This is a genomic window from Ensifer sp. ENS11, from assembly GCF_014851895.1.
Taxonomy (GTDB): domain Bacteria; phylum Pseudomonadota; class Alphaproteobacteria; order Rhizobiales; family Rhizobiaceae; genus Ensifer; species Ensifer canadensis.
Window position 1 is genome coordinate 143,003 of record NZ_JACVAN010000012.1, and the last position, 23,370, is coordinate 166,372.

At 59.3% G+C, this 23,370-nt stretch carries 24 protein-coding genes and 6 pseudogenes; 12 read left to right on the forward strand and 18 right to left on the reverse strand.

Features of this window, described 5'->3' with window-relative positions; genetic code table 11:
- Positions 1–79: 79 nt before the first annotated feature.
- The 3 genes from IB264_RS21910 to IB264_RS21920 all read right to left on the reverse strand — a co-directional run bounded on the left by IB264_RS21910 (position 80) and on the right by IB264_RS21920 (position 1,734).
- Complete coding sequence (locus IB264_RS21910) at positions 80–1,150, reverse strand: putative zinc-binding metallopeptidase (protein WP_025429732.1); 1,071 nt, start codon at positions 1,148–1,150, stop codon at positions 80–82.
- A 42-nt stretch (positions 1,151–1,192) separates the two neighbouring features.
- Positions 1,193–1,378 carry a hypothetical protein gene (locus tag IB264_RS21915; RefSeq protein ID WP_128090568.1) on the reverse strand — a complete coding sequence of 62 codons (186 nt, stop codon included), beginning with the start codon at positions 1,376–1,378 and terminating at the stop codon, positions 1,193–1,195.
- Between the two features lie 155 nt (positions 1,379–1,533).
- Positions 1,534–1,734 carry a CsbD family protein gene (locus IB264_RS21920; protein ID WP_025429734.1) on the reverse strand — a complete coding sequence of 67 codons (201 nt, stop codon included), beginning with the start codon at positions 1,732–1,734 and terminating at the stop codon, positions 1,534–1,536.
- 205 nt (positions 1,735–1,939) lie between these two features.
- Here IB264_RS21920 and IB264_RS21925 point away from each other — a divergent pair, with 205 nt between their 5' ends.
- Both IB264_RS21925 and IB264_RS21930 read left to right on the forward strand, forming a co-directional pair.
- Positions 1,940–2,647 (forward strand): DUF421 domain-containing protein, encoded by a 708-nt coding sequence (locus IB264_RS21925; protein WP_057223832.1) that lies wholly within the window; start codon positions 1,940–1,942, stop codon positions 2,645–2,647.
- Between the two features lie 82 nt (positions 2,648–2,729).
- Complete coding sequence (locus IB264_RS21930; RefSeq protein ID WP_200951446.1) at positions 2,730–3,422, forward strand: aspartate/glutamate racemase family protein; 693 nt, start codon at positions 2,730–2,732, stop codon at positions 3,420–3,422.
- 90 nt (positions 3,423–3,512) lie between these two features.
- On the opposite strand, the pseudogene IB264_RS21935 reads toward IB264_RS21930, so the two are convergent.
- A pseudogene (locus tag IB264_RS21935) lies at positions 3,513–4,526 on the reverse strand (1-aminocyclopropane-1-carboxylate deaminase).
- Positions 4,527–4,685: 159 nt separating this feature from the next.
- Here IB264_RS21935 and IB264_RS21940 point away from each other — a divergent pair.
- Positions 4,686–5,150, forward strand: coding sequence for an Lrp/AsnC family transcriptional regulator (locus tag IB264_RS21940; RefSeq protein WP_057223836.1), 465 nt, complete (start codon positions 4,686–4,688; stop codon positions 5,148–5,150).
- Positions 5,151–5,223: 73 nt separating this feature from the next.
- On the opposite strand, the gene IB264_RS21945 is transcribed toward IB264_RS21940, so the two are convergent.
- Positions 5,224–5,610, reverse strand: a complete 387-nt coding sequence (locus IB264_RS21945; RefSeq protein WP_025429739.1) for a type II toxin-antitoxin system VapC family toxin — start codon at positions 5,608–5,610, stop codon at positions 5,224–5,226.
- A pseudogene (locus IB264_RS21950) lies at positions 5,610–5,783 on the reverse strand (type II toxin-antitoxin system VapB family antitoxin); the annotation flags it as partial. The pseudogene IB264_RS21950 and the gene IB264_RS21945, both read right to left, overlap by 1 nt.
- Between IB264_RS21950 and repC the strand changes: the two are divergent.
- The 4 genes and pseudogenes from repC to IB264_RS21970 form a co-directional block, all read left to right on the forward strand.
- Positions 5,779–5,931, forward strand: a pseudogene (gene repC, locus IB264_RS21955) (replication initiation protein RepC); the annotation flags it as partial. The pseudogenes IB264_RS21950 and repC overlap by 5 nt on opposite strands.
- 134 nt (positions 5,932–6,065) lie before the next feature.
- Positions 6,066–6,455 carry an antitoxin Xre/MbcA/ParS toxin-binding domain-containing protein gene (locus IB264_RS21960; protein ID WP_025429740.1) on the forward strand — a complete coding sequence of 130 codons (390 nt, stop codon included), beginning with the start codon at positions 6,066–6,068 and terminating at the stop codon, positions 6,453–6,455.
- Complete coding sequence (locus IB264_RS21965) at positions 6,452–6,970, forward strand: RES family NAD+ phosphorylase (RefSeq protein ID WP_082571758.1); 519 nt, start codon at positions 6,452–6,454, stop codon at positions 6,968–6,970. Before IB264_RS21960 ends, IB264_RS21965 begins: the two co-directional genes overlap by 4 nt.
- 268 nt (positions 6,971–7,238) lie before the next feature.
- Positions 7,239–7,445, forward strand: a pseudogene (locus tag IB264_RS21970) (cold-shock protein).
- A gap of 124 nt (positions 7,446–7,569) precedes the next feature.
- Here IB264_RS21970 and IB264_RS21975 read toward each other — a convergent pair.
- Together IB264_RS21975 and IB264_RS21980 are read right to left on the reverse strand one after the other, a co-directional pair.
- Positions 7,570–7,956: pseudogene (locus tag IB264_RS21975) on the reverse strand (integrase); the annotation flags it as partial.
- Between the two features lie 11 nt (positions 7,957–7,967).
- Positions 7,968–8,392 (reverse strand): annotated as a pseudogene (locus IB264_RS21980) (type II toxin-antitoxin system VapC family toxin).
- Between the two features lie 260 nt (positions 8,393–8,652).
- On the opposite strand from IB264_RS21980, the gene IB264_RS21985 reads away from it, so the two are divergent.
- From IB264_RS21985 to IB264_RS21995, 3 genes are all read left to right on the forward strand, one after another.
- On the forward strand, positions 8,653–8,916 hold the full coding sequence (locus IB264_RS21985; RefSeq protein WP_171520275.1) for a hypothetical protein: 264 nt from the start codon (positions 8,653–8,655) through the stop codon (positions 8,914–8,916).
- 378 nt (positions 8,917–9,294) lie between these two features.
- On the forward strand, positions 9,295–9,759 hold the full coding sequence (locus tag IB264_RS21990; protein ID WP_025429754.1) for a mobile mystery protein A: 465 nt from the start codon (positions 9,295–9,297) through the stop codon (positions 9,757–9,759).
- A 4-nt stretch (positions 9,760–9,763) separates the two neighbouring features.
- Positions 9,764–10,357 carry a mobile mystery protein B gene (locus tag IB264_RS21995; RefSeq protein WP_057223480.1) on the forward strand — a complete coding sequence of 198 codons (594 nt, stop codon included), beginning with the start codon at positions 9,764–9,766 and terminating at the stop codon, positions 10,355–10,357.
- A 525-nt stretch (positions 10,358–10,882) separates the two neighbouring features.
- Here the strand turns inward: IB264_RS21995 and IB264_RS22000 are convergent.
- The 10 genes from IB264_RS22000 to IB264_RS22045 all read right to left on the reverse strand — a co-directional run bounded on the left by IB264_RS22000 (position 10,883) and on the right by IB264_RS22045 (position 21,197).
- Positions 10,883–11,161 (reverse strand): type IV secretory system conjugative DNA transfer family protein, encoded by a 279-nt coding sequence (locus tag IB264_RS22000; protein ID WP_025429757.1) that lies wholly within the window; start codon positions 11,159–11,161, stop codon positions 10,883–10,885.
- Between the two features lie 152 nt (positions 11,162–11,313).
- Positions 11,314–12,471 (reverse strand): iron-containing alcohol dehydrogenase, encoded by a 1,158-nt coding sequence (locus IB264_RS22005; protein ID WP_057223680.1) that lies wholly within the window; start codon positions 12,469–12,471, stop codon positions 11,314–11,316.
- A 38-nt stretch (positions 12,472–12,509) separates the two neighbouring features.
- Complete coding sequence (locus tag IB264_RS22010; protein ID WP_057213325.1) at positions 12,510–12,809, reverse strand: putative quinol monooxygenase; 300 nt, start codon at positions 12,807–12,809, stop codon at positions 12,510–12,512.
- Positions 12,810–12,812: 3 nt separating this feature from the next.
- The gene (locus IB264_RS22015; protein WP_198956874.1) at positions 12,813–13,418 is read right to left on the reverse strand and encodes a glycerol-3-phosphate responsive antiterminator; all 606 of its coding nucleotides are present in this window, start codon (positions 13,416–13,418) and stop codon (positions 12,813–12,815) included.
- 4 nt (positions 13,419–13,422) lie between these two features.
- Positions 13,423–14,973, reverse strand: coding sequence for an FAD-binding oxidoreductase (locus tag IB264_RS22020; RefSeq protein WP_057223478.1), 1,551 nt, complete (start codon positions 14,971–14,973; stop codon positions 13,423–13,425).
- 2 nt (positions 14,974–14,975) lie between these two features.
- Complete coding sequence (locus IB264_RS22025) at positions 14,976–16,655, reverse strand: glycerol-3-phosphate dehydrogenase/oxidase (RefSeq protein ID WP_025429762.1); 1,680 nt, start codon at positions 16,653–16,655, stop codon at positions 14,976–14,978.
- Positions 16,656–16,722: 67 nt separating this feature from the next.
- Positions 16,723–18,246: an FGGY family carbohydrate kinase gene (locus tag IB264_RS22030; RefSeq protein WP_025429763.1), complete on the reverse strand. Its 1,524-nt coding sequence runs from the start codon at positions 18,244–18,246 to the stop codon at positions 16,723–16,725.
- A gap of 14 nt (positions 18,247–18,260) precedes the next feature.
- The gene (locus IB264_RS22035) at positions 18,261–19,676 is read right to left on the reverse strand and encodes an MFS transporter (protein WP_057223476.1); all 1,416 of its coding nucleotides are present in this window, start codon (positions 19,674–19,676) and stop codon (positions 18,261–18,263) included.
- A 269-nt stretch (positions 19,677–19,945) separates the two neighbouring features.
- Complete coding sequence (locus IB264_RS22040) at positions 19,946–20,272, reverse strand: helix-turn-helix domain-containing protein (protein WP_375154981.1); 327 nt, start codon at positions 20,270–20,272, stop codon at positions 19,946–19,948.
- A 31-nt stretch (positions 20,273–20,303) separates the two neighbouring features.
- Entirely contained in the window at positions 20,304–21,197 is an 894-nt protein-coding gene (locus tag IB264_RS22045) for a LysR family transcriptional regulator (RefSeq protein ID WP_025429766.1), read from the reverse strand.
- 101 nt (positions 21,198–21,298) lie between these two features.
- Between IB264_RS22045 and IB264_RS22050 the strand changes: the two genes are divergently transcribed.
- Positions 21,299–22,600 (forward strand): MFS transporter, encoded by a 1,302-nt coding sequence (locus IB264_RS22050; RefSeq protein WP_082571730.1) that lies wholly within the window; start codon positions 21,299–21,301, stop codon positions 22,598–22,600.
- Between the two features lie 89 nt (positions 22,601–22,689).
- Positions 22,690–23,079 (forward strand): hypothetical protein, encoded by a 390-nt coding sequence (locus tag IB264_RS22055; protein WP_057223474.1) that lies wholly within the window; start codon positions 22,690–22,692, stop codon positions 23,077–23,079.
- The last annotated feature ends 291 nt before the right edge of the window (positions 23,080–23,370 follow it).

Genomic DNA, 23,370 nt, shown 5'->3' on the forward strand with positions numbered 1-23,370 from the left:
GCGCGATGGGATTTTGTTCCGCTTGCATTCTGTCCAACCCGGCTCGGTGATCACGCCCCAGCCTCAAATCCGGAGGCCTTTACCGGCTCGAAGTGGCGGCGCCGAGGATCAGCCGATTGATGAAATCCAGCTTCTGGATAACCGGCTGCGACAGGACGAAGGGATAGCTGTCGGGCTGGCCCATCGACCGCTGGATGGCGTTGAGCGCAACGCTGAGCGGCACCCACGCCTCGACAAGCACGCCTGCGCTCGGCTCCCGATAGGGATCGAAGGGGATTTCGGCCTCGAGCGTATCATGCCCGATCGGATCGAGGACCATGCCGAAGGCGCGCCCGGTCTCCAAGGCGTCGACGATGTGGAAGAGATGGGCCCAGCACTCGGCGAAATCCTCTGACGGATGGGCACTCGCATAGGGGCTGATGAACCGTTCCTGCCAGTCGTCGGGAGGGCCTTGATAGTAGTGGCGTTGCAGTGCTGCCGCATAGTCCTGTGTCTCATCGCCGAACAGTGCGCGCGCCTCGATCCTTGTCGCCTCGTCAGCGACGAGTTTCTGCCAGTAGAAGTGACCGATCTCGTGGCGAAAGTGCCCGAGCAGCGAGCGGTAAGGCTCGTTCATCGATACTCGCACGCTTTCGCGAACGACGTCCTCCGCCTCGGAGGCGCGCAGACTGATCATTCCATTCTTGTGGCCCGTTCGGGCAGGTACGGTGTTGCCGTAGGTATCGACGGTGTCGGCGAGGAATTCGAACGCCAGCCCGTTCTGCGGATCCTGCTCGCGGGTGGGATGCGGCAGCCGCCAGCGCAACAACGAATAGAACAGATGACGCTGTGCCAGGCCTATTCTGCGCCAGCGCTCAAGGCCGACGCCGTCGATTGTCGGCACGATGGTGTTGTGACGACAGGCGACGCAGTAGCGATCGGGCTGATCGGCCGGCACCAGCCAATGGCAGACATCGATGACGGCATTGTCGCAGAAGCGAAAGGTCCGCGATCCGCCGCCGTGGACCTGCCACAGTCCGTCGTCGAGTGGCACCAGCGCGTGCATCGCCACATCGCCTGGATCGAACCCGAGGGTCGATCCACAGCGCATGCAGCTGCGGTTTTCAAAATGGATCGTCTGACCGCAGGCGCTACACTGGAAGAGCCGCATTCTTTCTCCTTGCAGGGGTTCTCCGGTCTTCGAAAGATGCTCTCACGTACAACTTTTGCGTGCTTTCATGGCGGCATCCAGGGCCTGCCGCGACGGGCCATATTTCTCAAACAAGGGCCGGGCTTCGAGCGGCGGCAGATCATAGGCGCGGATGAATTCGGTCAGATCATAGATCTTGCTCCAGCCGTATACCACGTCTCTTTGAGCCACGGGCCGGTTCTCTTGCACGGGTCTTCCCATCGTTGTCGGATTTCTCCCTGGGGTCATGATGCGGCCACTGTTGCGGCCACGCCAACAACCCGGCTGGCCTGACAAAGTTCCATTTCCGTCGTGCTCTCAGAAAAAAACCCCGCCGGAGCGGGGTTTCTGAAATCGTTGAACGGTCAGAGCTGACGTCCATACCATTCGTCGATATCGCGGCGAGCGCGGTCCTTTTCGATGCCGTAGCGTTCCTGGATCTTGCCTTCGAGCTGATCCCGCTTGCCGGCGATCTGATCGAGGTCGTCGTCGGTGAGCTTGCCCCACTGTTCCTTGACCTTGCCCTTGAACTGCTTCCAGTTGCCTTCAACACGATTCCAATCCATCTGCGAATCTCCTGACGTTGTGGTTGCACTGATAGGCAAACGCCTCGTGTCGGCTTTGGTTCATTCATGGCGGCAAAAAGTTCGGGACGGCGATGACGCCGCACGCGCCCGGGTCGCACTTCGCTCTCGCCTTTCTCATCCAGCGCTACAGATAGAAAACGAGGAACCGTCAGCGCCTCCCGGCGCCTTGTGGAGGAGTGTTCCCATGAATGAGCCGTTCGTGGCTTTCGATCTCGGCAGGATGATGATCGGCGACGAGCCGCCGCTTTTCCTGCTCGAGATCGCGCTGAGGACGCTGATCATCTACGCCTACACCCTGTTCCTGATCCGATGGATCGGCAGCCGGTCGATCGGCCAGCTCTCGCTGGTGGAGTTCCTGCTGGTGATCGCGCTTGGCTCTGCGGTTGGCGATGCGATGTTCTATCCCGACGTCCCGCTCGTCCATTGCATCGTCGTCATCACCGTGGTCGTGCTGCTGGACAAGTCGTTGAGCTACATCGTTGCTCGCAACCGAAAGCTCGAGGACGTGATCGAGGGCGTCAGCGTCGAGGTGGTGCGCGATGGCGCAATCCTCTGGAAGGCGCTGAAGCGGCTGAACGTTGGCCACGACGAGCTGTTCGAGCAGCTCCGCCTGAAGCAGGTGCGGCATCTCGGACAGGTGCGGGCCGCCTATTTCGAAACCAACGGGCTGCTGTCGGTTTTCACCTTCGATGAGCCGTCGACCAGGCAGGGGCTGTTGATCGAGCCGCCCTGGGACATCAGCAAGCCGACGCAGTTCCGGTCCGGATCCGCCGTTCGTGAGAAACGCCGTCTTGCCTGCGTGCAGTGCGCCGAAATCCTCAAGCTTTCTCCGGGCGAAATGGTGCCGCCTTGTCCACGCTGCGGGGCGGAGCTCTGGCACGAGATCCATTAGCGTGTGTTGCTTGTGCGGCGGCGGATGTGGCAGAAATTAGGATCGCCGAGAGGTTTGCTCGCAATCGGGAAGGACAAGTGCATTGAAGGTCATGGGACTTATCGGCGGCATGAGTTGGGAAAGCTCTGCCCAATACTATCGTATCGTCAATCAGGAAGTCCGGGCGCGCCTGGGCGGCGTGCACTCGGCCAAGAGCCTGATGTGGTCGATGGATTTCGGTGAGATCGAGCGGTTGCAGCATATTGGCGACTGGTCGGCCCTGACGGGCGAAATGACCGATGCGGCCCGCCGCCTTGAAGCCGGCGGCGCGGATTTCCTGGTGATCTGCACCAACACCATGCACCGGATGGCCGATGCCATATCCGCAGCCGTCTCCATTCCGCTCTTGCATATTGCCGACCCGACGGCGGAGAAGATCAAGGCGCTCGGCCTCAGCCGCGTCGGATTGCTCGGCACGGCCTTCACCATGGAGCAGGATTTCTACAAGGGGCGGCTGATCGAACGGCATGGGCTGGACGTTCTGGTGCCCGGCGAAGAGGACCGGAAAACCGTCCACGACATTATCTACAAGGAGCTCGTGGTCGGCCGTGTCGAGGACGCGTCGCGCGACGCCTACCGTCAGGTCATTCAGCGACTGGTGGAACGCGGCGCCCAGGCGATCATCATGGGCTGCACCGAGATCATGCTGTTGATCTCCCAAGCCGACAGCCCCGTTCCGGTTTTCGACACCACCGAACTCCATGCGCTTGCGGCGGTCGATCGCGCTCTCGCCTGAATTGATGTCCTCTTGTCCACGGCCGGACAGTCCTGCCCGGCCGTAGCGCTCGAAGCGGTGGGTCGAGATACCCGGCGGCCGGCGGAGATATCAGCCGTTGCGGAAGGTGTAGCCGTAGCCGTTGAGCGCTGGGGCGCCGCCGAGGTGGGCATAAAGAACCTTTGATCCCTCGGGAAAATAGCCCTTGCGAACGAGATCGATCATGCCCTGCATCGATTTGCCTTCATAGACGGGGTCGGTGATCATGCCCTCGAGGCGGGCGCAAAGCCGGATCGCCGCCTTGGTCTCGTCGGAGGGCACGCCGTAGACCGGATAGGCATAATCCTCGAGCAGCACCACGTCCTCTTCGGTGAGATCGGTGCCGAGCTCGACCAACTCGGCGGTCCTGCGGGCAATGTCGAGAACCTGTGCTTTTGTCTGCGCCGGGGTGAACGAGGCGTCGATGCCGATGACCTGCCGCTGGCGGCCGTCCTTGGCAAAGCCCACCAGCATGCCGGCATGGGTCGAGCCGGTGACGGTGCAGACGACGATGTAGTCGAACTTGAAGCCAAGCTCTTCCTCCTGCGCACGCACCTCCTCGGCAAAGCCGACATAGCCCAGCCCACCGAACTTGTGCACGGAGGCGCCAGCGGGGATGGCGTAGGGTTTGCCGCCACGCGCTTTCACGTCCTCGATCGCAGCCTCTCAGCTTTGGCGGATGCCGATGTCGAAACCTTCATCGACCATCTGGACCTCGGCGCCCATGATACGGCTGAGCATGATGTTGCCGACGCGGTCGTAGACGGCGTCCTCGTGCGGCACCCAGCTCTCCTGCACCAACCGGCATTTGAACCCGATCTTGGCGGCAACGGCGGCGATCATGCGCGTGTGGTTCGATTGAACGCCTCCGATCGACACCAGCGTATCGGCTCCGGAGCTGAGCGCATCCGGAATGATATATTCCAGCTTGCGCAGCTTGTTGCCGCCGAAGGCGAGGCCGGAATTGCAGTCGTCTCTCTTGGCGTAGATCTCGACCTGACCGCCCAGATGGCCCGAGAGCCGGTCGAGTTTCTCGATATGCGTCGGCCCGAAGGTGAGCGGGTAACGTTCGAATTTTTCCAGCATGTTGTTCCCTTCCTTCTGTTTTGAAAGTCAGGAAACGCTACCACCCATCACGTGGAAGGTGCTCTCTAATATCATGCAAAGATTTTGCATTTGCCCCGGCAGATTGCATAAGATCACAGATTGCATCCGCATATCACGACAAACAAGGAAGATTCTTCCATGCAAGGTGAACTCGATCGTATCGATCTCAAGATGCTGCGCCTGCTGCAGAAGAACGGCCGGCTGACCAATGCGGAGCTGGCGCAAATGGTCGATGTCGGTGCTGCGACATGCCAGCGACGGACCCAGAGGCTGTTCGAGGAAGGTTACATCAGCAATGTGCGTGCGCTTGTGGCGCCGCAGAAGGTCGATCGCGGCGCGCTGGTCATGGTCGGCGTGGTGCTCGATCGCTCGACGCCGGAGAGTTTTCGCGAATTTGAAAAGGCGGTCGAGAAGCTGAAGTTCATCCTCGACTGTCATCTCGTTGCCGGCGACTTCGACTACTTCTTGAAAATTCGCGTGGGTGACATGGCCGATTTCAATCGGATCCACGGGACGCAGCTGATCGCGCTGCCGGGCGTCCGCCAGACAAGGACGTTCTTCGTGATGAAGGAAGTGGTCGACAACGCCGCCCTCGATTTTTGAACGGTCGGCGCGATCGACCCCGGGCTAGGGGCTCCGCTCACCGTTTGTGTGCGACGACCCCGCTCGTCGTTTGTCATGCTGCCTCTATGTCTGTGCGCGAGAAATCGTCACCATTGAAGAGCAATGGCTCGTTGCGCGACTTGGCCAGCGCATAGGAAAAACAGTCCCCAAAATTCAGGCTCGCCGGGTGCCGGCCCTTGCCAAAGTTGCGCCAGGCACGTCTTGCAATAGCAATCTGTTCCGCGTCGACAGCGACGACTTCGACACCCGCTTTGTAGGGCCATAGATCGAGCTCGGCAGCGCCCGCCTCGCCGAGGCGAGCCTCGATCACGATGGACAGTTCAAGAATTGTCGCAGCTGAAATGAAACGCCGCGGAGCGTCGACTACTTTTTGCTCGTAGGTTTCTGCGTCCGGTTCGTTGAACGCGATCGCAACAATTGCTGATGTGTCGATGACCATCAGTTGGGAAGGCCGTTTTCGTCATACCCCAAAATCTCATCGGCAGAGCGCTTATCCAGCACCGGGAGCTTCGCCCAGCGTTTACGGCTCGCCGCCAGTTCCTCGAGAAGCACTTCGCGATTTCCGGCATTCGCGAGGCGCCGCAGCCGCTCTTCCAGGGCGCGGCGCGTGGCCTGCATTCTCGAGAGGGCAGGGCACATCAACTCGGCCGGCGGTAATCTTCGCAATCTGACGGATAAGGCGCGGCGAGGGGAGTTTTCGCTCGGACCGGTGCTGATGGCTCTATTGCGGGCGAACCCGGTGATTGCTCGAAGCGCCTAGCGAACGGCTCTTTGGAGGGCAGCAACCTGAAGCTTCTCGCTACCCCGGCGAATCTGTCGTAGTCGCTTGCGTTGTCGCCAATAGAGTCATATATTTTGCACAATAAATGAGTTGCTGGATATGGCGGAATGATCATGCCTCAGGTTCTGAAATCTTTAGAGCAAAGCGGTCCCCTGGTCCTGTCCTATATGGATCGCTCGGGAAAGATCGCTGTGGAACGGGTCGCAACCGGCTTCGGCATGTCTAAGAGCCAGTTGGCCGAGACGGCGGGCCTAGCCCGCGAAACGCTGTATAGAAGCGAGCGTAGCCTGGGTGCGAAAACGCAGAGCCGCCTTCGGGAAATGCTGGAGATTATCAGTCGTGTCTCAGATTGGGCCGGTGGTAAGGAGCAAGCAATGGCTTGGTACCGGGCTCAACCTCTACCAGCTTTTGGCGGGCGTACGCCCGAGGCTCTCGTAAAAGACGGCAAGGCCGCGGCGGTGCGAGATTACCTCGATCATATGGCCCTAGGGGGCTTCGCTTGAGGTTTGTGGGCAATTGTTACCGTGCGCACGATCCACGCTGGGCTTTCAAACCGGTTTCAGGAGATGGCGCGGCTATAAGGGGCGCGCGGTTCAACCCAAAAGGCGTGTCGGCTCTCTATCTCGGCCTCAGTGTCATGACGGCGATTAAGGAAGCCAATCAAGGATTTGCTCATCGTATCGACCCCTGCGTACTTTGTTCCTACGATGTCGACTGTGATGACATCGCGGACCTTACTTCTGACGTTGGTCGGGCCGCGAATAGTGTTTCGGTGGAGGAAATGACCTGCAGTTGGGCCACCGCGCTTTCCGAAGGAAGGAGGCCCCCATCCTGGTCGATATACGATCGACTGAAGGCGAGGGGTACGGCAGGCATCATAGTACCCAGTTTTGCGCCTGGCTCCGAAGAGGGAGATCGAAACCTGGTGCTTTGGAACTGGGGCCCCAGCCTGCCGCATAAAGTGCAGGCACATGACCCAAGTGGTCGGCTTCCGAAGGATCAGCTGTCCTGGGATTAGGCGCATCGGCGCAATAAGCGCGTCTGTTCTTGCAGCCATAATACGTCGGCTCTACCGTGCTTACAGCAAAGGTAATCAACCAAGACCCGGAATTTAGGTCCGGTGGGATAGACGCGATATAGCAGGACCGCCGGCTGTTGGCTGCGTTCGGCCAAGACACGGCAGCTCGCATGACTTTCCGTTGACGCCGGAACCGTCTACTAATGTGAGCGCACCAGTGTCATTCGAGCCTATCTGTCCGACAGGACGATGATCAAAAGAGGATACTTTGGCAACCGGTACAGTAAAATGGTTCAACACAACAAAAGGCTTCGGTTTCATCCAGCCGGATGACGGAACTGCTGATGTGTTCGTCCACATTTCCGCGGTGGAGCGAGCTGGTCTACGCGGACTCAACGACGGCCAGTAGATTACCTATGAGCTGGTGAAAGACCGCAAGTCCGGCAAGATGTCGGCGGACAACCTCCAGACCTGAGCCCATTGCGATTCTGCAGCTTACTGCATGCAGTGTTTGTTCTGCTCCAGCGGTGCCTCTGGCCGGACGTCCAGGACCACACGCCTCCGCCGGCATGACCGGCGCTTTCAGGTGATCAGCCGGGCCGCGCGACCTTGTTTTCGCTCAGCGTCGTTTCCACCTCTGCCGGCATGCCATGGCTTTTATCTTCGGCACGCTTAGCCGGGTCCCAGAGGTGATGGGCGACGAATTTGAGAAGCAGGCTTTCGGGCGCCGGCCAGGGGAGAGGAGCGCCGGTGGCGAGCTGGCACCAGGCTTCGAGATAGCCGAGATCCGAAGCAAGCGCCCTCAGCGTATTGGCACCCATGCCTTCGCCGGCGAGGTGTTTCAACGTCGCGACATCGTCGTCCGTGAGAAGGGCAGCAAGCTGGTCGCGGCGGTCGAACGGCAGGATGGCGTCGAGCGCGTCCAGCTCCTCGGCACGTTTGAGAACCGGATCCCCGCTGATCAACTTGCCTGCCGCTTCCGCCACCGTGGTCTCCCTTAGCTTCTATAGCCCCACGGATTGATGATTACGACACCGGTAGCTTCGAAGTCGGCGACATTGCGGGTCGCCAGTGCGGCGCCGCGTGAGAGGGTTATGGCGGCAATCTGTGCATCGAATTGGCTGATGGGGCGGCCAGCCTTGCGTCGCGCGATGGCGAGCGTCGCATAGGCGGCAGCTGCGTCGCTGTCGAAGGGTAGAATTCGGCCGGCCAGGTCTTCGCTGAATATCGGCATGATCGCCGCTTCCAGGCTCTGCCGCCTGCGCCCGTCCGGCATCAACCCAATACCATATCGGATTTCAGCTTCGGTAACGGCAGTCGTGAAGACAGAAGCCGGCGGTTGGTCGCCTAACCAAGCTTCAACAGCAGGCGAGGGCACGGGGCCAGGAGCTCCGGCAAAACATTGGTGTCAAGAATAATCACGCGCCAAAATCCGGAGCGTCACGAATCGGGTCGCGTGCAGGTAACTTGAGCTCTACGCCCCCGAGGGGTTCGATACGGGCGCGAATGGCACGCGCCAGATTGGTTGGCCGCTGGCCGGCTGTCAATCAGCATCCAAAATTCACCCCTTATTGGACTGCGCCCCTGAGGGTGGAGATATCGGCTTGGTGAATTGACCTGTGGCCCTCGGCATCGTGGATGGACGCCGACGGTTGTGGCATTTGTGACGAGTGCCTGGCGCCATGACGCAGTCGGCGTCCGAGCTGTCGTCTGCGTTTCTGGTTAAGTTCGAGAAGGCGCTTGCGGAGCTTCCCGAGGGCTACGTGCACGGAATTTTCCAGGGCCGCCGATGGAGGCGAGTGTGGCTGTATGGCGAAGAGCTGGGCGGAGCGGATGTCGTCAGTTTCAACCTCTATGTGCTCTCTGACGCGCGCACCATCCTGAGGCCCTGCGAAATGTCATCGTCGAAGGTTGTCGATTTCGTGCTTGGCTTTGAACGCACCTGAACTGGTGACCTGCTCATCGGCTCCGCGACCTCTCATGACCCGGATGTAGTGATTTCCGACAGGCGTGTCGTTGTAATCGCACCAGTCCTAGAATTGTACCATGCTGCCTCTCCTCAATTCGCGACTAGGTCGCGAACACTTAAAAGTGGCATGCCGGTTTCAGGGCTCGGCGCAAGGTCTCATCGATCACCTCTCTAGCGGCGGTGCTTCTCCAACGACAGCTTGTGCTCGAAACTCGCGGCTGTCTGGACCTAGCTGCTGAGCTATTGCGCATATATTTGTGATCGCTGTAACTCGCGCTGAATACTTTTAAATGCTCAATTCGGATATCATTGCTCATTTTTATATGCTATTTTCTTCGAAAATGGACATAAATATATGAACAAAAAACAAGCGGCCCTCGCTCGAAAACAGTTGGAACGACGTCTGGCGCCGGTGCGAGACCTAGAGCTCATTTCGCCGCCACGTGGTTGGATGAAGGCCATCCGCGAGGCCCTCGGCATGACTACGCGCCAGCTCGCCATGCGCATGGGTGCCGCTCCGTCCCGCATACCGGCAATCGAGAAGGCTGAAGTTTCGGGAGCGACAACGATCAGGACGCTACGGGAAGCGGCCGCGGCAATGAATTGCACCTTTGTCTACGCTTTCGTGCCGATCAAGCCGCTTGACGATATCCTTCGCGAGCGCGCGGCCGAAAAGGTCGGTGAGGAGATGACGCGACTCGATCATACGATGCGTCTGGAAAACCAGGCGTTGATCAAGTCGGACCTGGAGGACGAACGTCGCCGGCTTATCGACGCTTTGCTTGCAGACGCTGGGCGACGCCTGTGGGAAGAGGATTGACTCTATGGAGGAGGGCCCTCTTTTCCACGACGACGATGAAGCAAATACGCCGCTAACCGCTGAGGAACGGGAACAGCTCATTCCCTCCTACATCACCTTGCGGCACGAATTGAACGAGGCCGAGCAAGTTAACATCGGCGAAGGCTTGCGATGGGCGACGTCGCGAAAAAGGGACCCGCTCGACCAGGAATTCCTCAGTGAGTTGCACCGCCGCATGTTTGGGGACGTTTGGCATTGGGCTGGCCATTACCGGACAACACCTAGAAACATCGGCGTCGATCCCTATCGCATTGCAATGGATGTCAGGCAGGTGGCTGACGACGTGCGCTATTGGGTCGAACACGAGACCTTTCCACCCGACGAGATCGCTGTCCGGTTCAGCCACAGGCTAGTGGTAATCCATCCCTTCCCAAACGGAAACGGCCGATTTTCTCGCCTGGCGGGCGATCTGCTCGGGCGCCAGCTTGGACGACCGCCATTTAGCTGGGGCCGGGCAAATCTGGTCGATGCGGGCAAGACCCGAGCCCATTATGTTGCTGCACTTCGGGCGGCCGATAACCACGATATCGGACCCTTGCTGGAGTTCGCGCGCTCATGAGTTTTTCGAAAATGGTAGGTGAGCTTCTCAAGCTGGAAGCGAGAAAGGACTGACATGAAGACATTCACGCAGTCGCAGTTGCAGGCCATTGTGGATGCGGAGCGCTCCTCCCCCGAGTGAGGGATGGCGACGAAATCACGCATATCAAAAGCGGCCCGCAGCTGGGCTGCGGACCGATCTTCGGACAAGTCCTCAGAGCACGCGAACGTTGCGCGCGCTCCATTGCAATGAGGGCCGGACAAGCCCTTGTTCAAATCGTTGGCCACGCCCCAACGATCAAGCGGAATGACTTGCCGGGCCTAGGCTTGCCGGATCCCGGCCGTTGGCCGCCGCGATGCTGATCCTCCGAAACGAGGCTCTTAACCGGTCAAGCCACGCGCGAACTGGCTCTGGCCGCGAGGCTGCCGGCGCCTGGTGCGTTCTTTTTTGCTGGCCTCTCGAGGACAGCATTCCGGCGATGTCACGGCCGATGATATCTCGGACCTACAAGGAACAAAAGTTGGCGACGCCGGTCTGTCCCGTCATTCATGACGGATCATACGGGCCTGTGATTTCCGGGTCGTCGTAATATCGAAGCTTCTTGGCCCAGGCCGGCCGCTGCCCCTGTCTCAGCAGGATCATCCTGCCTTCCGGTACGCGCATGATCTCATCCGCGTTGATGAGGTCACTAGGCGAGATGTGTTCGGACGACGAGTTCTTGCCTTCGCTCCATGGCCGGGTGATGTAATTGACATCCGTCTTGCCGACCCTGCGCGCGATCAGCTCGGCCGTCTCGATATCGTTGACGCCGAAAACCTGTAGCACGCCAGGTGGCTGACCGTATTCATCTGGTCCAAAATCTCAGGGCGGCGATCAAGGAGAACTTCGGAAGCTCGCGTCAGGAGCTTTGCGACTGCGCATTTTTTCGATCACTTCGCTTCTCGAGAAAATCGAATTTCTAGGCTTCGAAGTAACTGCTAAAAAGCAGCCTCATAGATCGCCAGCGCGTTAGCTTCGGTAACATCTCGAGGGTTGTTCACGAGCAAACGGGTCTGCTTCATCGCCTCGCGCGCAAGCATAGGTAAGGCATGTCTTGGAATGCCCACCTCCCGCAGTGTCCGTGGAATGTTCAGCTCTCTGCCAAGCTGATCGAGCGCATCGATGAAGGCAGTCGCCCGCGTTTCGAAGGGCAGTTGCGCCAAATCAGGGAAAGCGTAAGCCGCAATTTCAGCGTACGCATTTGCCGCCCGCGGAAGATTGAAACGAAGCACATGCGTTAGTACCAATGCGTTGGAGAGCCCGTGAGGTACGTGAAAATGCCCGCCGATTGGATAGGCTAGCGCATGCACGGCAGCGACCGGCGAGTTAGCAAAGGCTTGTCCTGCAAGCAGCGAACCGAGAAGCATCGCGCCGCGTGCCACAGTATTATGACCATTGAATACAGCTTCGCGAATGTGGGCACCAAGCAATTGCAGTGCCTGTTTGGACAGGCCGCTGGAGATCGGATTGTTCGTGGGGGAAGCAGACGCATAGGATTCGATGGCATGCACCATAGCGTCGATGCCAGACGCCGCGGTCACCGTTGGCGGCAGGCCAAGTGTCAGTTCGGCGTCGAGAATCGCAATGTCCGGAAGCAAGAGTGGGGAGACAACTCCCTTCTTTTCAGCTCCGTTGGTCGTTATGATCGCGATCGGCGTAACTTCGGAACCGGTGCCGGCTGTGGTCGGCACAAGAACCAGCGGCATGCGCGGTCCCTTCGCAACGTTTACCCCGAATACCTCGTTGAGCGACTGGCCGGTCTTGGCGACCAGTGACGCCACCTTGGCCACGTCCATCGGCGAGCCCCCTCCGATAGCAATCACGCCGGTTGCCCCCCACGCCGTGATGAAGGCCGCGAGATCCTGGACGTTGCATTCTGGTGGGTCGACAGCGATGTCATCGAAAATAGCGACCTCAATTCCGGCTTTCGCGAACGATGCCAGCGCGGGATCGATGAGGCCAAGGCGGCGCAGCCCCCTGTCAGTCACGAGCACGACACGTGGACCAAGCGTCAGTCCAACAATCTCGGCGATGCGCGCATTGGCGCCCGCCTCAAAAACAATTGATTTGGCGGTATTGAAGACAAAGTTTTTCATGATGGTCATTCCATTCGTGTAGACTTGGTCACTGACCGTCAGCGCGAACACACAAATCCCTTGACGTTTCGTGTCTCGAGCATTGGCACGATCTTCTCCAATGCAATCGTTTGGAAATGCGCGCTGCAGCGGTGAGCGCCGAAGGCAGCTTCATCGACGTATTCTTCGAGAATCGCGAAATGATCGGTGTTCTCCGGCGACCGATAAAACGCGTAGGCGATGTTCCCACTCTCGGCTCGGCTGGCCATCGCCAATTCGTGAAGTCTGGCCTCCACAGCATCGCCACAACCGGGTTTGGAGTGATAGTACGCGATTACCTGATAAAAAGTTTTGGGCATGTCCTACCTTTGGCGACCATGAGGTGGCATCTTCGAACGCTTGAAATTCCAGATCGCCTTGTTACTTGAAGAGACGGCGACCGCACCGCGCGATAGAGCGGTCTCGACGTCGGCCTCGTTACAGACGAAGCCGGATGCTACGATCGGCGGCAGCTTCCGCTTCTCATCCATCCCTAAGTAGTCGAGCATCGGCGAGGGCATCAGCTGCACCAGGTTGGGGGCGCTTTGCGCAATCGCTTTAACACTACGAGGCCAGGTGGAGCGGTCTGTCACAAAGACCTTTTGCATGGTGAGAAGGCCGCATTGCGCAGCCTTCTGGATTGTTGGGACGCGGGTCGAAAGCAAAATCGAAATGCCTATGTCGGCAAGGAATTCGATGGCTCCTTTGTCCTGTGACAGGCCCTCGCAACTGTCGATGTTCAGAACGATCAGCTTGTTGCTTTTCTTAAGTGCACTCAGCACCTCCGCAACATGTCGCAAAGCGATGTTGGCGACGATGCCTACCTCCGCCTTGCTGTCCAGAAAAGCCTGAACATTATCGACACCATATAGCGTTGCCATGACTGGCGCCCGCAAAAGCCGCTCGCCGATCGTCCTGTCCAATGTCATTCCGTTAATTCCCGTCTCTTGGCATGTCGAGCGAAAGTCCGAGCTTGCCGGGGTTGAGCAGATTGTCCGGATCGAGTGCCTGCTTCACGGTCTCCAGTAGCGGAAATGCTGATCCCAATGCGTCCTTCATATAGGGCGCTCGCAGCATCCCAACGCCGTGATGATGGCTCAATGCCGCACCATATTTGATGAGTACAGCGTTGGCAGCATCCCATGCAGCTCGATACCACTCGGCGCGTTTTTCCACGCCCACGTCGCCGCGCAGCGAAAAGTAGAGGCAGGCACCATCGACATAGGCATGCGACTGGTGCGCCGAACCAGCAAGTGTGCCCGGGACTGCGTTAATGGCGGCAACAACCTCGTCGTAGATTGCGGGAAGATCACGCCAGCAGCCGGTCATTTCCAGCGTATCTGCAACAAAGCCTCGGCTGCGCTTGAAGCCCTCGGCGCTCTTGCCGGTGAGATAACGCGTATCGAGCCACTTCTCGAAGATAGTATCGCCATCGAGCTTGTCACCGAGTTCGGCGCACACTTTTTCGCTGATCGCCATCACGGCATCGACCATTTCCTTCGCGCCTTCATCGGCAATCAGCAGCACGTTGCTTTCCGGCAAACCGAACTGCACACCGCTTTCCAGCTCGTCATAAAGACGCAACGCTGCCGGATTGGCGCCGCCCTGCATGATACGGCGGCAGGCTTCCAGACCGATGGCAAAGCTCTTGAAGCCAAATGCGATGGCGCGGGCATAGTCCGGCAGGCGATGCAGTTTCAGGCGCGCCCTTACGATGATGCCGAGCGTGCCTTCCGAACCGATGAAGAGCTGCTGCAGATCCGGCCCGACGGCCGCGCGGGCATAGTTTCCGACGGTCACCAGCGAACCGTCGGCCAGCACGACTTCCATGCCGTAGACCATGTCTTCAATCTTGCCGTAGCGAGTGGAAAGCTGGCCCGCGCCGCGGCAGGCGATCCAGCCTCCGACAGTGCTGATACCGAACGAGGATGGCCAATGTCCCATGGTCATGCCGTAGTCGCGCTGGATGGTTTCCTCAAAAATATCGCCGAACATGCCAGCTTCAACTTCAACGATCTGGCTATCGGGATCGAAGCTTACAAGGCGATTGAGTGCGCAGACATCGAGCACGATGCCGCCGCGCAGAGGCAGGGCCGCGCCCGTGACGTTGGAGCGCCCGGCAGAAACCGTGACCGGCACCTTGGCTTCATGCGCAAGGTGCATGACAGCCTGCACCTGCTCAACCGTCGAAACACGGACGAACACGCCATCAACCGTCGCAGGCTTTCCACTCGTTTCCGCGATCATCGTACGGGCCCACCAGTCCCGAGTGTTCACGACGAGATCATCCCGCTCGGTCATAACCTCGTCTGCAATCTCGCGCAGTTTCTTCACGAGAGCAGCTTCGACTGAAACGGCATTCTGAGCCAGATCGGCCTTGGTGCCAATTTCGGTGATGTTACCGGCATAGTGCGGTTGGGTCGGGGCACCGACGACATAATTTCCGCGATTGTAACCGCGCTTGATGGCTTCCTTGCTGATCATGTTCAGTTCGCTCCTGTGAGAATGGACTTTTCTTTTTCGGTCGCGGCAATATAGGCTGCGACCTGTTGGTCGATTTCGGCCTGGGGAAGACCAAGTTCCTCCCCCAGCAAGGCGCCCACCTTCGCGGCCGCGCGGGCCGAGGCATCGCGCGCCATCAGACGGGCACGCATACGGCGCGAAAGCACGTCGTCGATTGTCCGGGCAAGCTCGTGCCGCGCGGCGTAGACGACTTCGCCGCCGGTATAGGGCAAGCCATTCACAACCGGCTTGGCCAGTTCCGGGCGCGCCGCGATCAGATCGCTCACAAAGCGCGCTTCCGTGCCGTAACGCTCGCCCAGATGCGCCTCCATACCGCCAGACGCCACGATTGCTTGCGCGTCATAGCCGGCAGCGCCCAACAGAAATGCCTTCTTCGTGGTACAGCGGCGGCGGTCGCCGAGAACTCTCGCGGCGGCGTCCACCGTCTGTTCGGCCATATGGCGAGAGGTCGTCAGCTTGCCGCCCACGATCGTGACGAGGCCGTCAGGCGCAACATGCACGGAATGGTCGCGTTTGACGTCCATGGTGCTGCCACCTGATGAAGCGGCCACCAGCGGGCGGCACCCGGCAATGCTGCCGACGACATCGTCCGGCGTCAGGTCAATATTGAGCGCGCTGCAGGCGCCTTCGATCAGGAAATCGAGTTCGCGACGCGTGCAATGCACGTCGTCAAGATCTCCCTGGTAATCCTCGTCGGTCGTTCCGAGATAGGAGACATTGCCCCAGCGCGTGATTGTCGCACGGCGGCTGCGACCCGGCACCGGCACCGTTACAGTGCAGTCATTGCGAATCTTCAACCAAGGGATCGCCACGTGAACGCCTTTGGCTGGGCGCACATGCAACGGCTTTTCGCCGTCCTTGCCAAGCCCCATCCAGTCTCGTAGCCACACCCCCGTCGCCATGATGACGGTCTTGGCGTGCACCCTAATTTCCTTGCCCTCAACGGTGTGAACGATTGCACCGTCGACCCGCCCCGAACTGCGGGTAATCTCGGCGACCTTCGAGTGGTTGAGAACCGTAGCTCCATGGAAGCCGGCAGAGCGGGCAAGCGCCAGCGTCAAGCGTGCATCATCAACGCGGGCATCGAAGTACATGAGCCCACCGCGCAGATATTCGTCCTTGAAAGTCGGGCAATGCGCCAGCACTTCGGCGGCGGTCAGCTTCTGGTGCAGAATGCCTTCGCGCCAGCCTCCAGCCAGGTCATATGTCCAGAGTAACCCTTCAAACGCCTTGGCGAAGCGCGCATCGAACACGCCATCCCGTTCAAGAATAGGGAACAGAAAAGGCAAGCGCTGAACCAGATGGCCTGCATTACGCCTGAGGCGCTGGCGTTCAAGCAGAGAATGGCGCACGAGCCCAAGATTACCCTGTTCGATATAGCGCAAGCCGCCATGCACCATCTTGGATGATTTTGACGATGTACCTGATGCAAAATCATCTTTCTCGATCAGCGCGACACGAAAGCCGCGCAGACTTGCATCGAAGGCACAGTAGGCACCGGTCACGCCGCCGCCTACGATCAGAATATCGTAGGTTTCAGCGGCAAGACGGTCTTCCTGTTCCGACCGGTTCAACCTTAGTGGTTCGGTGCGGATCATCCGGGCGCGTTCCTTGTCCGCGCGCCGGGAGCGCAGATTCAGCATTTCAACTCCTGTTGGAGCGCATTCCGAAAAGTGTGATCGTTCCTCGGAAAAATGCGCGTTAAAAAAACTAGCGGTAGTGACCGGATTGAACGCGTGCGACTTCCTCATCCGTAAGGGAATGCCATCGGGCTCGACGGTCCTGTCTTTCCGCTTCGCTGGCCTTGGGGATGAAAAGATTGCCTTCGGGTAGCGTGGCGCGAGCCTCCGCAAGGTCGCTCCAGAGCAATCCCTCGCTGCCAGCCAGAAACGCGGTGCCACGTAGGCTGGCACGATCCTGATCCGCCATGCGCCGCACCGGAACCCCGCTCAGATCAGCCTGTAGCTGCAGCAGCGCATCACTCGAGGAAAGCCCTCCGCCAGCCACTACTTCCCGAACCGGAACGCCTGCTACCTCCGAGCTCGCCTCAGCACAGGAAACAACCGAATGTGCAATGCCCTCCAGAATGGCATGCGCGAGATGCGCCCGGCTGTGGGCCAAAGAAAGCCCGGTCAGCGATGCTCTGCCATCCGGCACGATGTTCGGCTGGCGCAATCCCGTCAGCGTCGGCATAAAGAAGAGACCATCGGAAGACGAAACCGTCGAAGCCAGTTCGCTAACCTCTTTGGCATTCTCGAACCAGCGCATTTCATTGCAAAGCCAGTTGAGCGCCGATCCGGTCGTGGCGGCATAGGTCTCGACCGCGAAATGCGAGAGATTGTCGCTCCGCCAGGCCGTCATGGTGAACGTCGCCTCATAGAGACCGGGATTTTTGGGCGTCTGCTTTCCGATCACAAGATCGACGAAACTGCCCGTACCGTGCACGCACATGGCCAGACCGGCATCGTGGCAGCCAAGACCGACAAGTCCGCCCAACTGGTCGCCGCACGACGCCTTGATCGGCACGCGAATACCCAGGACTTCCTTTCTCGTGTAGCCGAAATCATCGGCGTCCTGCTTCAGTTCAGGCAACAGTTCCACCGGAAAGCCCTGCGCCTCTATCCAGTCGGTGAAATAGCGATGCTCACCGAGGACATAGGCGCCGGCGGATGTGGCGTTGGTCGGTGTTGTGACGGCTTTCCGTTCTTCAGACAGGTTCCAAAGCAGCCAGCTGTCGACAGTGCCGAAGGCAAGCCTTCTTGCCTTCCATGCCTCACGCACGGCGGGCGTCTTTTGCATATGGCGCGCAGCCCATAGATAGATCGCTCGTCCACCAACCGGGCGCCCTGCGAGCGCCACGAGTTTCGCATCCCAGACAGCTCCAAGCGGCTTCAGCTCGTCGGCATAGCGGGAATCCTGCCAGACCATGGCTGGAACCAGCGCCCGGCCGGACTCGGTATCCCACAAAACACCGGTTGCGCGTTGCGTGGCGATTGCTATTGCTGCAATTTCTAGGCCCGTATCTCGAGCCGCGGCAATCGTTTTGCCGCATACGTCGATGGTCTTTTGCAGAAGAACATCAGCGTCCTGCTCCACTACGTTGTGACGCGGCGAAGATACGGCAAGCGTAGTGTAGTTGACGGCGGAGACCGAACCGTCGGCCGCGACAAGCGCGGCCCGGGTTCCGGACGTTCCTTCGTCAATGGCCAGAATGACCTGTCTGCGTCCGTTCACATTCCCCTCCCTTGTTACTTGTCGCCTTCGAACTGTGGTGCATCCGGTTCGGCGTCCGGGCTGACCGTGGTGCGGGTCGGATCCCATTGAATGACCGAGCAGATGATGCAGGCAATCAGCGGAACCACCGAAAGGATCAGGAAGGTCGTGCCGAGACCATAGGTCTCACGGAAGATCGGGAAGACCAGCAAGCCGAGGGCCGCCCCCATGGCGCCAAGCGCACCGATAACGCCGTTGGCACCTGCGCGCAGCTCGCTGCGGAACGACAGCGACGACAGGCTCTTGCCATTTGCGCCTGGACCACCGGAGTGGAAAAGGATGAACAGCGAAGGCACGATGATCGCGAGCCAGATCGGCATAGTGTCGTGGAACATGCCCATGATGACCAGCATGACGAAAACCGCACCAAAGCCGATGGCCGAAGCCTTGCGAAGGCCGAGTACGCGGCCGATGACCGGCGAAGAGAAGCCGCCGATGATGCCGAATACGTTGAACACCAGCGTACCCGTCATGGCATAGAGGAAATCCTTGCCGAAGAGCGCTGCACTGATGAGCGGCAAGTACCAGCCCACGGCAAAATACTGAATCGACTGTCCGATCTGGACGGTCGCGGCAAGAATGGTGCGCGGCAGATAGATGCCACGGAAAATCAGGGCGACATTGGCAATGCCGCGACGGGCCTGATTCAGAACCGGCAAACGGTCTTCGGGCACGGCAGCAATGAAATCACGATGATAGATGCGGGTCATCGCGCGGGCAGCCTCTTCCAGCCGCTCCTTGCGGGCAAGCCAGATCGGGCTTTCAACCATGAACACCAGTTGCAGCATCATGATCGCAAAAGCAAAGACGCCGGTTGCAGCGACGGAATAGCGCCAGATCGAGTCGCCCACGTCCCAGCTGTAAAACAGCATGGCGAGAAGCACATTTGTGCACACGGCGGTGTACCAGATGCCCTGCCAGGTATTGAGGCGACTGCGCAGGCGCGCCGGCGTGAATTCGGCAAGCACAGCCATGGCGATAGCAAAATCGATACCGTAGGCGGCGCCAACAAAGAACCGTCCCAGAAGGATGACTTCATAGGAGTGGGCCGTCATCACCAGTACCGCCCCAATGAGCGCGATCAATTTTGCGAGGATCAGCGGGCGCATGCGGCCCCAGCGGTCGGCCATCCAGCCACCGATCGGATTGAACGCAATCGACACCCACGAGGCGAAGGACGTCATCAGAGCGACCTGCGCCGCATCCAATCCTAGATCGCGTGTCATTGGTCCAAGACCGGCACTCAGGGCAGAATTGGCAAAGGCATCAAGGAACAGGCCACCGAGGGCGAGCCACCAGATAACACCGGCGCGGCCTCGAATACCGTCATTCGCATCAATGTGGGAAATAATATCTGGTACGCCCCTAAGGGCTATCTTGCTTCCGTGCATTACGGCGTCCTCCCAACGTCGCTATGACATCTGCAAGAGGACACTTTGCCAGGAACCAGACACAGTAAGACCATCTTGCAGATAGTCTTACATCTTTAGTCTGCAAGCGGAATAGAACGCGTCTCGATTGCTTTGTCAAGCGACTACAGATTCAGCCAAACAAATTCATGCGTCGACGGATGCTTTCGCCAGTGTGAACGATATGGCGACGATGTTGCCGCAACAAAATCGCATAATGTATCAAGGGGAACGCACTTGTTCGCGCAGAATTAGCTACGCGACTTTGCAGCAACGACAGCTTCTGCCTGAATCACGCACATCTCGATTTCGTGCTTGGACATGCCGTTGGCCGCGTTTGCGAACCGCTCGATATAGGCCGACAGCTGTGGGTCTTGGGAGCTGGTCAGAGCTACGCCCAGTAGCCAGTTGGGTGATGTGCCAAGGGAATCCGCGATTCTAACCAGCGTAGCCAAGTCGGGCTCTCGGCGACCCGACGCGTAGTGTGCATAACGGCGTTCATCAAGTCCCACTCGCCGCGCTGCTTCAGCGTTCGAAGGCCGATGCCACTGTACCGCCGGTAACGAGAGCAATGGCACCCGCAGCTGCGCGTCGTTGGCGATTCGTTCACTAGATTCGCTCGCCAGCCAACCGGTTCACCAGCATTTCGACGAAGAGCCGGGTTCGAGCGGGAGTTTCGATACTATTCGGCCAGACTGCACTGATCTGTATTGGCGGCGGCTCGTGTTTGCAAAGAAGCACTTCAAGGCGACCTTCATCGATGTCCTTGCGGACCTGCCATAATGGCGCGAGGCCGATGCCGGCGCCGTGCAGCACGGCGGCATTGGCTGCCGCGGCATCGTTGCATCGCAGGGTTCCCTGCACGGGCGTTCGCACCACAGCGCCATTGACTGTGAGTGGCCAGGCAGCGCCTTCGGGGCCGAACGTGCGAACGACGCACAGATGCGTAGACAGATCTGAGGGTGCATGCGGGTAGCCGTGGCGCGCCAGATAGGCAGGAGCCGCAACGACGACGCGACGCAACTGCCCGACCTTTCTCGATCGAAGACTTGCTGCTCCCAGGTCGCCGATCCGAACGGCAACGTCGAGGCGGTCACCGATTAGATCTGCTGCGGTGTCATTCAGGACCAGGTCGATCTCCACCTCGGGAAACTTGTGAAGAAACGCAACGGCGGTTGGGATGACGAAGGTCGGCGCAAACAGGATGGATGCGCCGATCCTGAACACGCCGCTAACCCGAGATGTCTCCAGGCTCGCTTCGGCCCGTGCGTCCTCGATGTCCTTGAGTGCCGACCCGAGCCGTCGGTAGAAGGCGAGCCCGGCCGGTGTGGGATGCAGGCGTCGTGTCGTTCGTCGTACGAGTTCGATCCCGAGTTCACCCTCCAGCGTTGCCAGCGCGCGGCTGACCGACTGAAGCGACCGGTTCAGGCGCTTCGCGGCAGCCGTGAGGCTGCCCTGCTCGATGGTTTCCACGAATGCTTCGTACTGCTCGAGGCTGGCCATATTATCACTTTAAGCGGAAGAGTTATTCAAATACAGCGGCGATTATCACAGCTGAGGCAAGACTGCAAAATGGCGCACGGAATCATTTGTGAAAGAGCGCTATGCTATCTCAATCCCCCACAAAGCCAGAACAAGATGGTGATGAACCGGCATCCGAGATTTCCGGCACGCTCACGCTGCTGTTCGCCGCTGCAGTCGGAGTTGTTGTTCTCAGTCTCTACTCCTCGCAATCCTTGCTCGGGCCTATCGGCGCGTCCTTCGGTCTGGATGCAAGCGAGGCAGGCTTGGTCACCACGCTCACTCTGTTGGGTTATGCGAGCGGCCTGTTCTTGCTTGTTCCTCTCACTGACCTCGCCGAGAACAGAACCGTGATCGTCGCTACCTTGGCGGTCGATGTCGCCGCCCTCGTCGCGGTGGCCTGCGCCCCTACGCCCTCGTTATTCCTTGCAGCCTGTTACGTCGCTGGCGTGACAACGAGTGCGATACAGATGCTCGTGCCCGTTGCCGCACAGCTTAGTTCGGAAGCGCAACGCGGCCAGGTTGTTGGGAATGTGATGAGTGGACTCATGATCGGGATACTGCTGTCCCGTCCAGCGGCCAGCATGGTGGCTGAGCTTGCGGGCTGGCGATGGTTCTATGGCGTGGTCGCGGCCATGGTCGCAACTTTGACGACCGTTCTGATGTTCGTGATTCCCCGCCATCGTCCTCCCGCCCCCACGACATATCTCCAACTGATTGGCTCCATGTGGACTATCCTACGGGAGGAACCGCTCTTGCAGCGACGCGCGGTCTGCCAGGCACTTTGCATGGGCGCGTTCGGAGTCTTTTGGACCGCCGTCGCGCTACGACTTGCCGTACCTCCCTTTTCCTTGGGTCAGACAGGGATCGCACTCTTTGCTCTGGCCGGCGCAGCCGGCGCCGTCGTGGCTCCAATCGCGGGACGCGCGGGCGACCGTGGCTGGACGTGGGGCGCTACGATCCTTGCGGACTTGGCTGTGGTCGCCGCCATGGTGTTGGCCGAGGTTGGAGGCGACGCGCTGGTCCGCGGAACGACGGCAATTTCGTCGAACGTTGCCTTGGCGATTCTCGTGGCGGCGGCAGTCTTGTTGGATTTCGGAGTGATAGGTGACCAAACATTGGGCCGGCGTGCCATAAACTTTTTGCGGCCGGAAGCGCGGGGACGCGTAAATGGCCTGTTCACGGGCTTGTTCTTCCTCGGGGCGGCGGCCGGGTCGGGCTCGGCGGGCATCACGTGGGTGCACTTTGGGTGGCCTGGTATCTGCACGGTGGGCGCAGCTTTTGGCAGTGCGGCGTTGGTTACTTCTCTCTCTGAGCGCTCCAGAACAATAGCGCCTAATCAGAATAGCGGCTCGGATACCACTCCGGAACAGTCGGCCACATGATCCCATGCTCTCGCGAATCCTTGCGCTGTGCGACGCCGGCCGGTGTCCGTCACCTGCATCATCCATTCTTGCAACCAGGAGGTCCTGTCATGACCAATGTCGTTTTTCTCGCGCAGTTCTGGGGCTGGCTGACCTTGATCGTCGCCGCGGTGTTCTTCCTCCGTCCGGACCAGCTTCGCCAGGTGAAGTTGCTCATGATCCAGAACCGTGGCTTCTCGCTTGCTTACGGCTTTATGTCCCTGATACTCGGAATTATGTCGGTCGTGCTATACAATCGATGGTCGTTGTCGTGGACCGTAATTGTAAGTCTGTTTGGTTGGCTTGCGCTGTTGAAGGGGGTATACGTGCTTGCTTTCAACGAGATCTCCGAAAAGCCTTCGCTTGAAGCTCGTCTCGCCTCAACCCGTATCGCGCTTGTGATCGTGGGGTTGCTCGGGCTATTTATGATCGCCGCGAGCATGACCACGCCGGCTGGATGAGAATGGGTCACTCGCCGTGGCGAGATGGCTCCGCTCGATAGCAGACAAGTGCTATCTTGTTGCCGTCTGGGTCTCTGACATGGGCGCAGTAGAACCCAAACTAAGTGTCGCTGCCGGCGGGTCGCAGCACTCGTTGCATCGACAGCTGGCAGGATGCCGGCCCTCCTTAGAGCGCTCGCGGGTTTAGATCATGAAGGTGGACTTCCGCGTGGTTGAATGGGCTCAACCTCGCGGCCGCGAAAATAATTTCGGTGCCGTGTCTGTTCTCGGCATCCCCGTTCGTCATGTTGA

Bases quoted from the DNA above. Each gene is read 5' to 3' on its own strand.
- IB264_RS21910 (WP_025429732.1), bottom strand. From the start codon at position 1,150: ATGCGGCTCTTCCAGTGTAGCGCCTGCGGTCAGACGATCCATTTTGAA.
- IB264_RS21920 (WP_025429734.1), bottom strand. From the start codon at position 1,734: ATGGATTGGAATCGTGTTGAAGGCAACTGGAAGCAGTTCAAGGGCAAG.
- IB264_RS21925 (WP_057223832.1), top strand. From the start codon at position 1,940: ATGAATGAGCCGTTCGTGGCTTTCGATCTCGGCAGGATGATGATCGGC.
- IB264_RS21940 (WP_057223836.1), top strand. From the start codon at position 4,686: ATGCAAGGTGAACTCGATCGTATCGATCTCAAGATGCTGCGCCTGCTG.
- IB264_RS21945 (WP_025429739.1), bottom strand. From the start codon at position 5,610: ATGGTCATCGACACATCAGCAATTGTTGCGATCGCGTTCAACGAACCG.
- IB264_RS21960 (WP_025429740.1), top strand. From the start codon at position 6,066: ATGCCTCAGGTTCTGAAATCTTTAGAGCAAAGCGGTCCCCTGGTCCTG.
- IB264_RS21985 (WP_171520275.1), top strand. From the start codon at position 8,653: ATGACGCAGTCGGCGTCCGAGCTGTCGTCTGCGTTTCTGGTTAAGTTC.
- IB264_RS21990 (WP_025429754.1), top strand. From the start codon at position 9,295: ATGAACAAAAAACAAGCGGCCCTCGCTCGAAAACAGTTGGAACGACGT.
- IB264_RS21995 (WP_057223480.1), top strand. From the start codon at position 9,764: ATGGAGGAGGGCCCTCTTTTCCACGACGACGATGAAGCAAATACGCCG.
- IB264_RS22005 (WP_057223680.1), bottom strand. From the start codon at position 12,471: ATGAAAAACTTTGTCTTCAATACCGCCAAATCAATTGTTTTTGAGGCG.
- IB264_RS22010 (WP_057213325.1), bottom strand. From the start codon at position 12,809: ATGCCCAAAACTTTTTATCAGGTAATCGCGTACTATCACTCCAAACCC.
- IB264_RS22015 (WP_198956874.1), bottom strand. From the start codon at position 13,418: ATGACATTGGACAGGACGATCGGCGAGCGGCTTTTGCGGGCGCCAGTC.
- IB264_RS22020 (WP_057223478.1), bottom strand. From the start codon at position 14,973: ATGATCAGCAAGGAAGCCATCAAGCGCGGTTACAATCGCGGAAATTAT.
- IB264_RS22025 (WP_025429762.1), bottom strand. From the start codon at position 16,655: ATGCTGAATCTGCGCTCCCGGCGCGCGGACAAGGAACGCGCCCGGATG.
- IB264_RS22035 (WP_057223476.1), bottom strand. From the start codon at position 19,676: ATGCACGGAAGCAAGATAGCCCTTAGGGGCGTACCAGATATTATTTCC.
- IB264_RS22045 (WP_025429766.1), bottom strand. From the start codon at position 21,197: ATGGCCAGCCTCGAGCAGTACGAAGCATTCGTGGAAACCATCGAGCAG.
- IB264_RS22050 (WP_082571730.1), top strand. From the start codon at position 21,299: ATGCTATCTCAATCCCCCACAAAGCCAGAACAAGATGGTGATGAACCG.
- IB264_RS22055 (WP_057223474.1), top strand. From the start codon at position 22,690: ATGACCAATGTCGTTTTTCTCGCGCAGTTCTGGGGCTGGCTGACCTTG.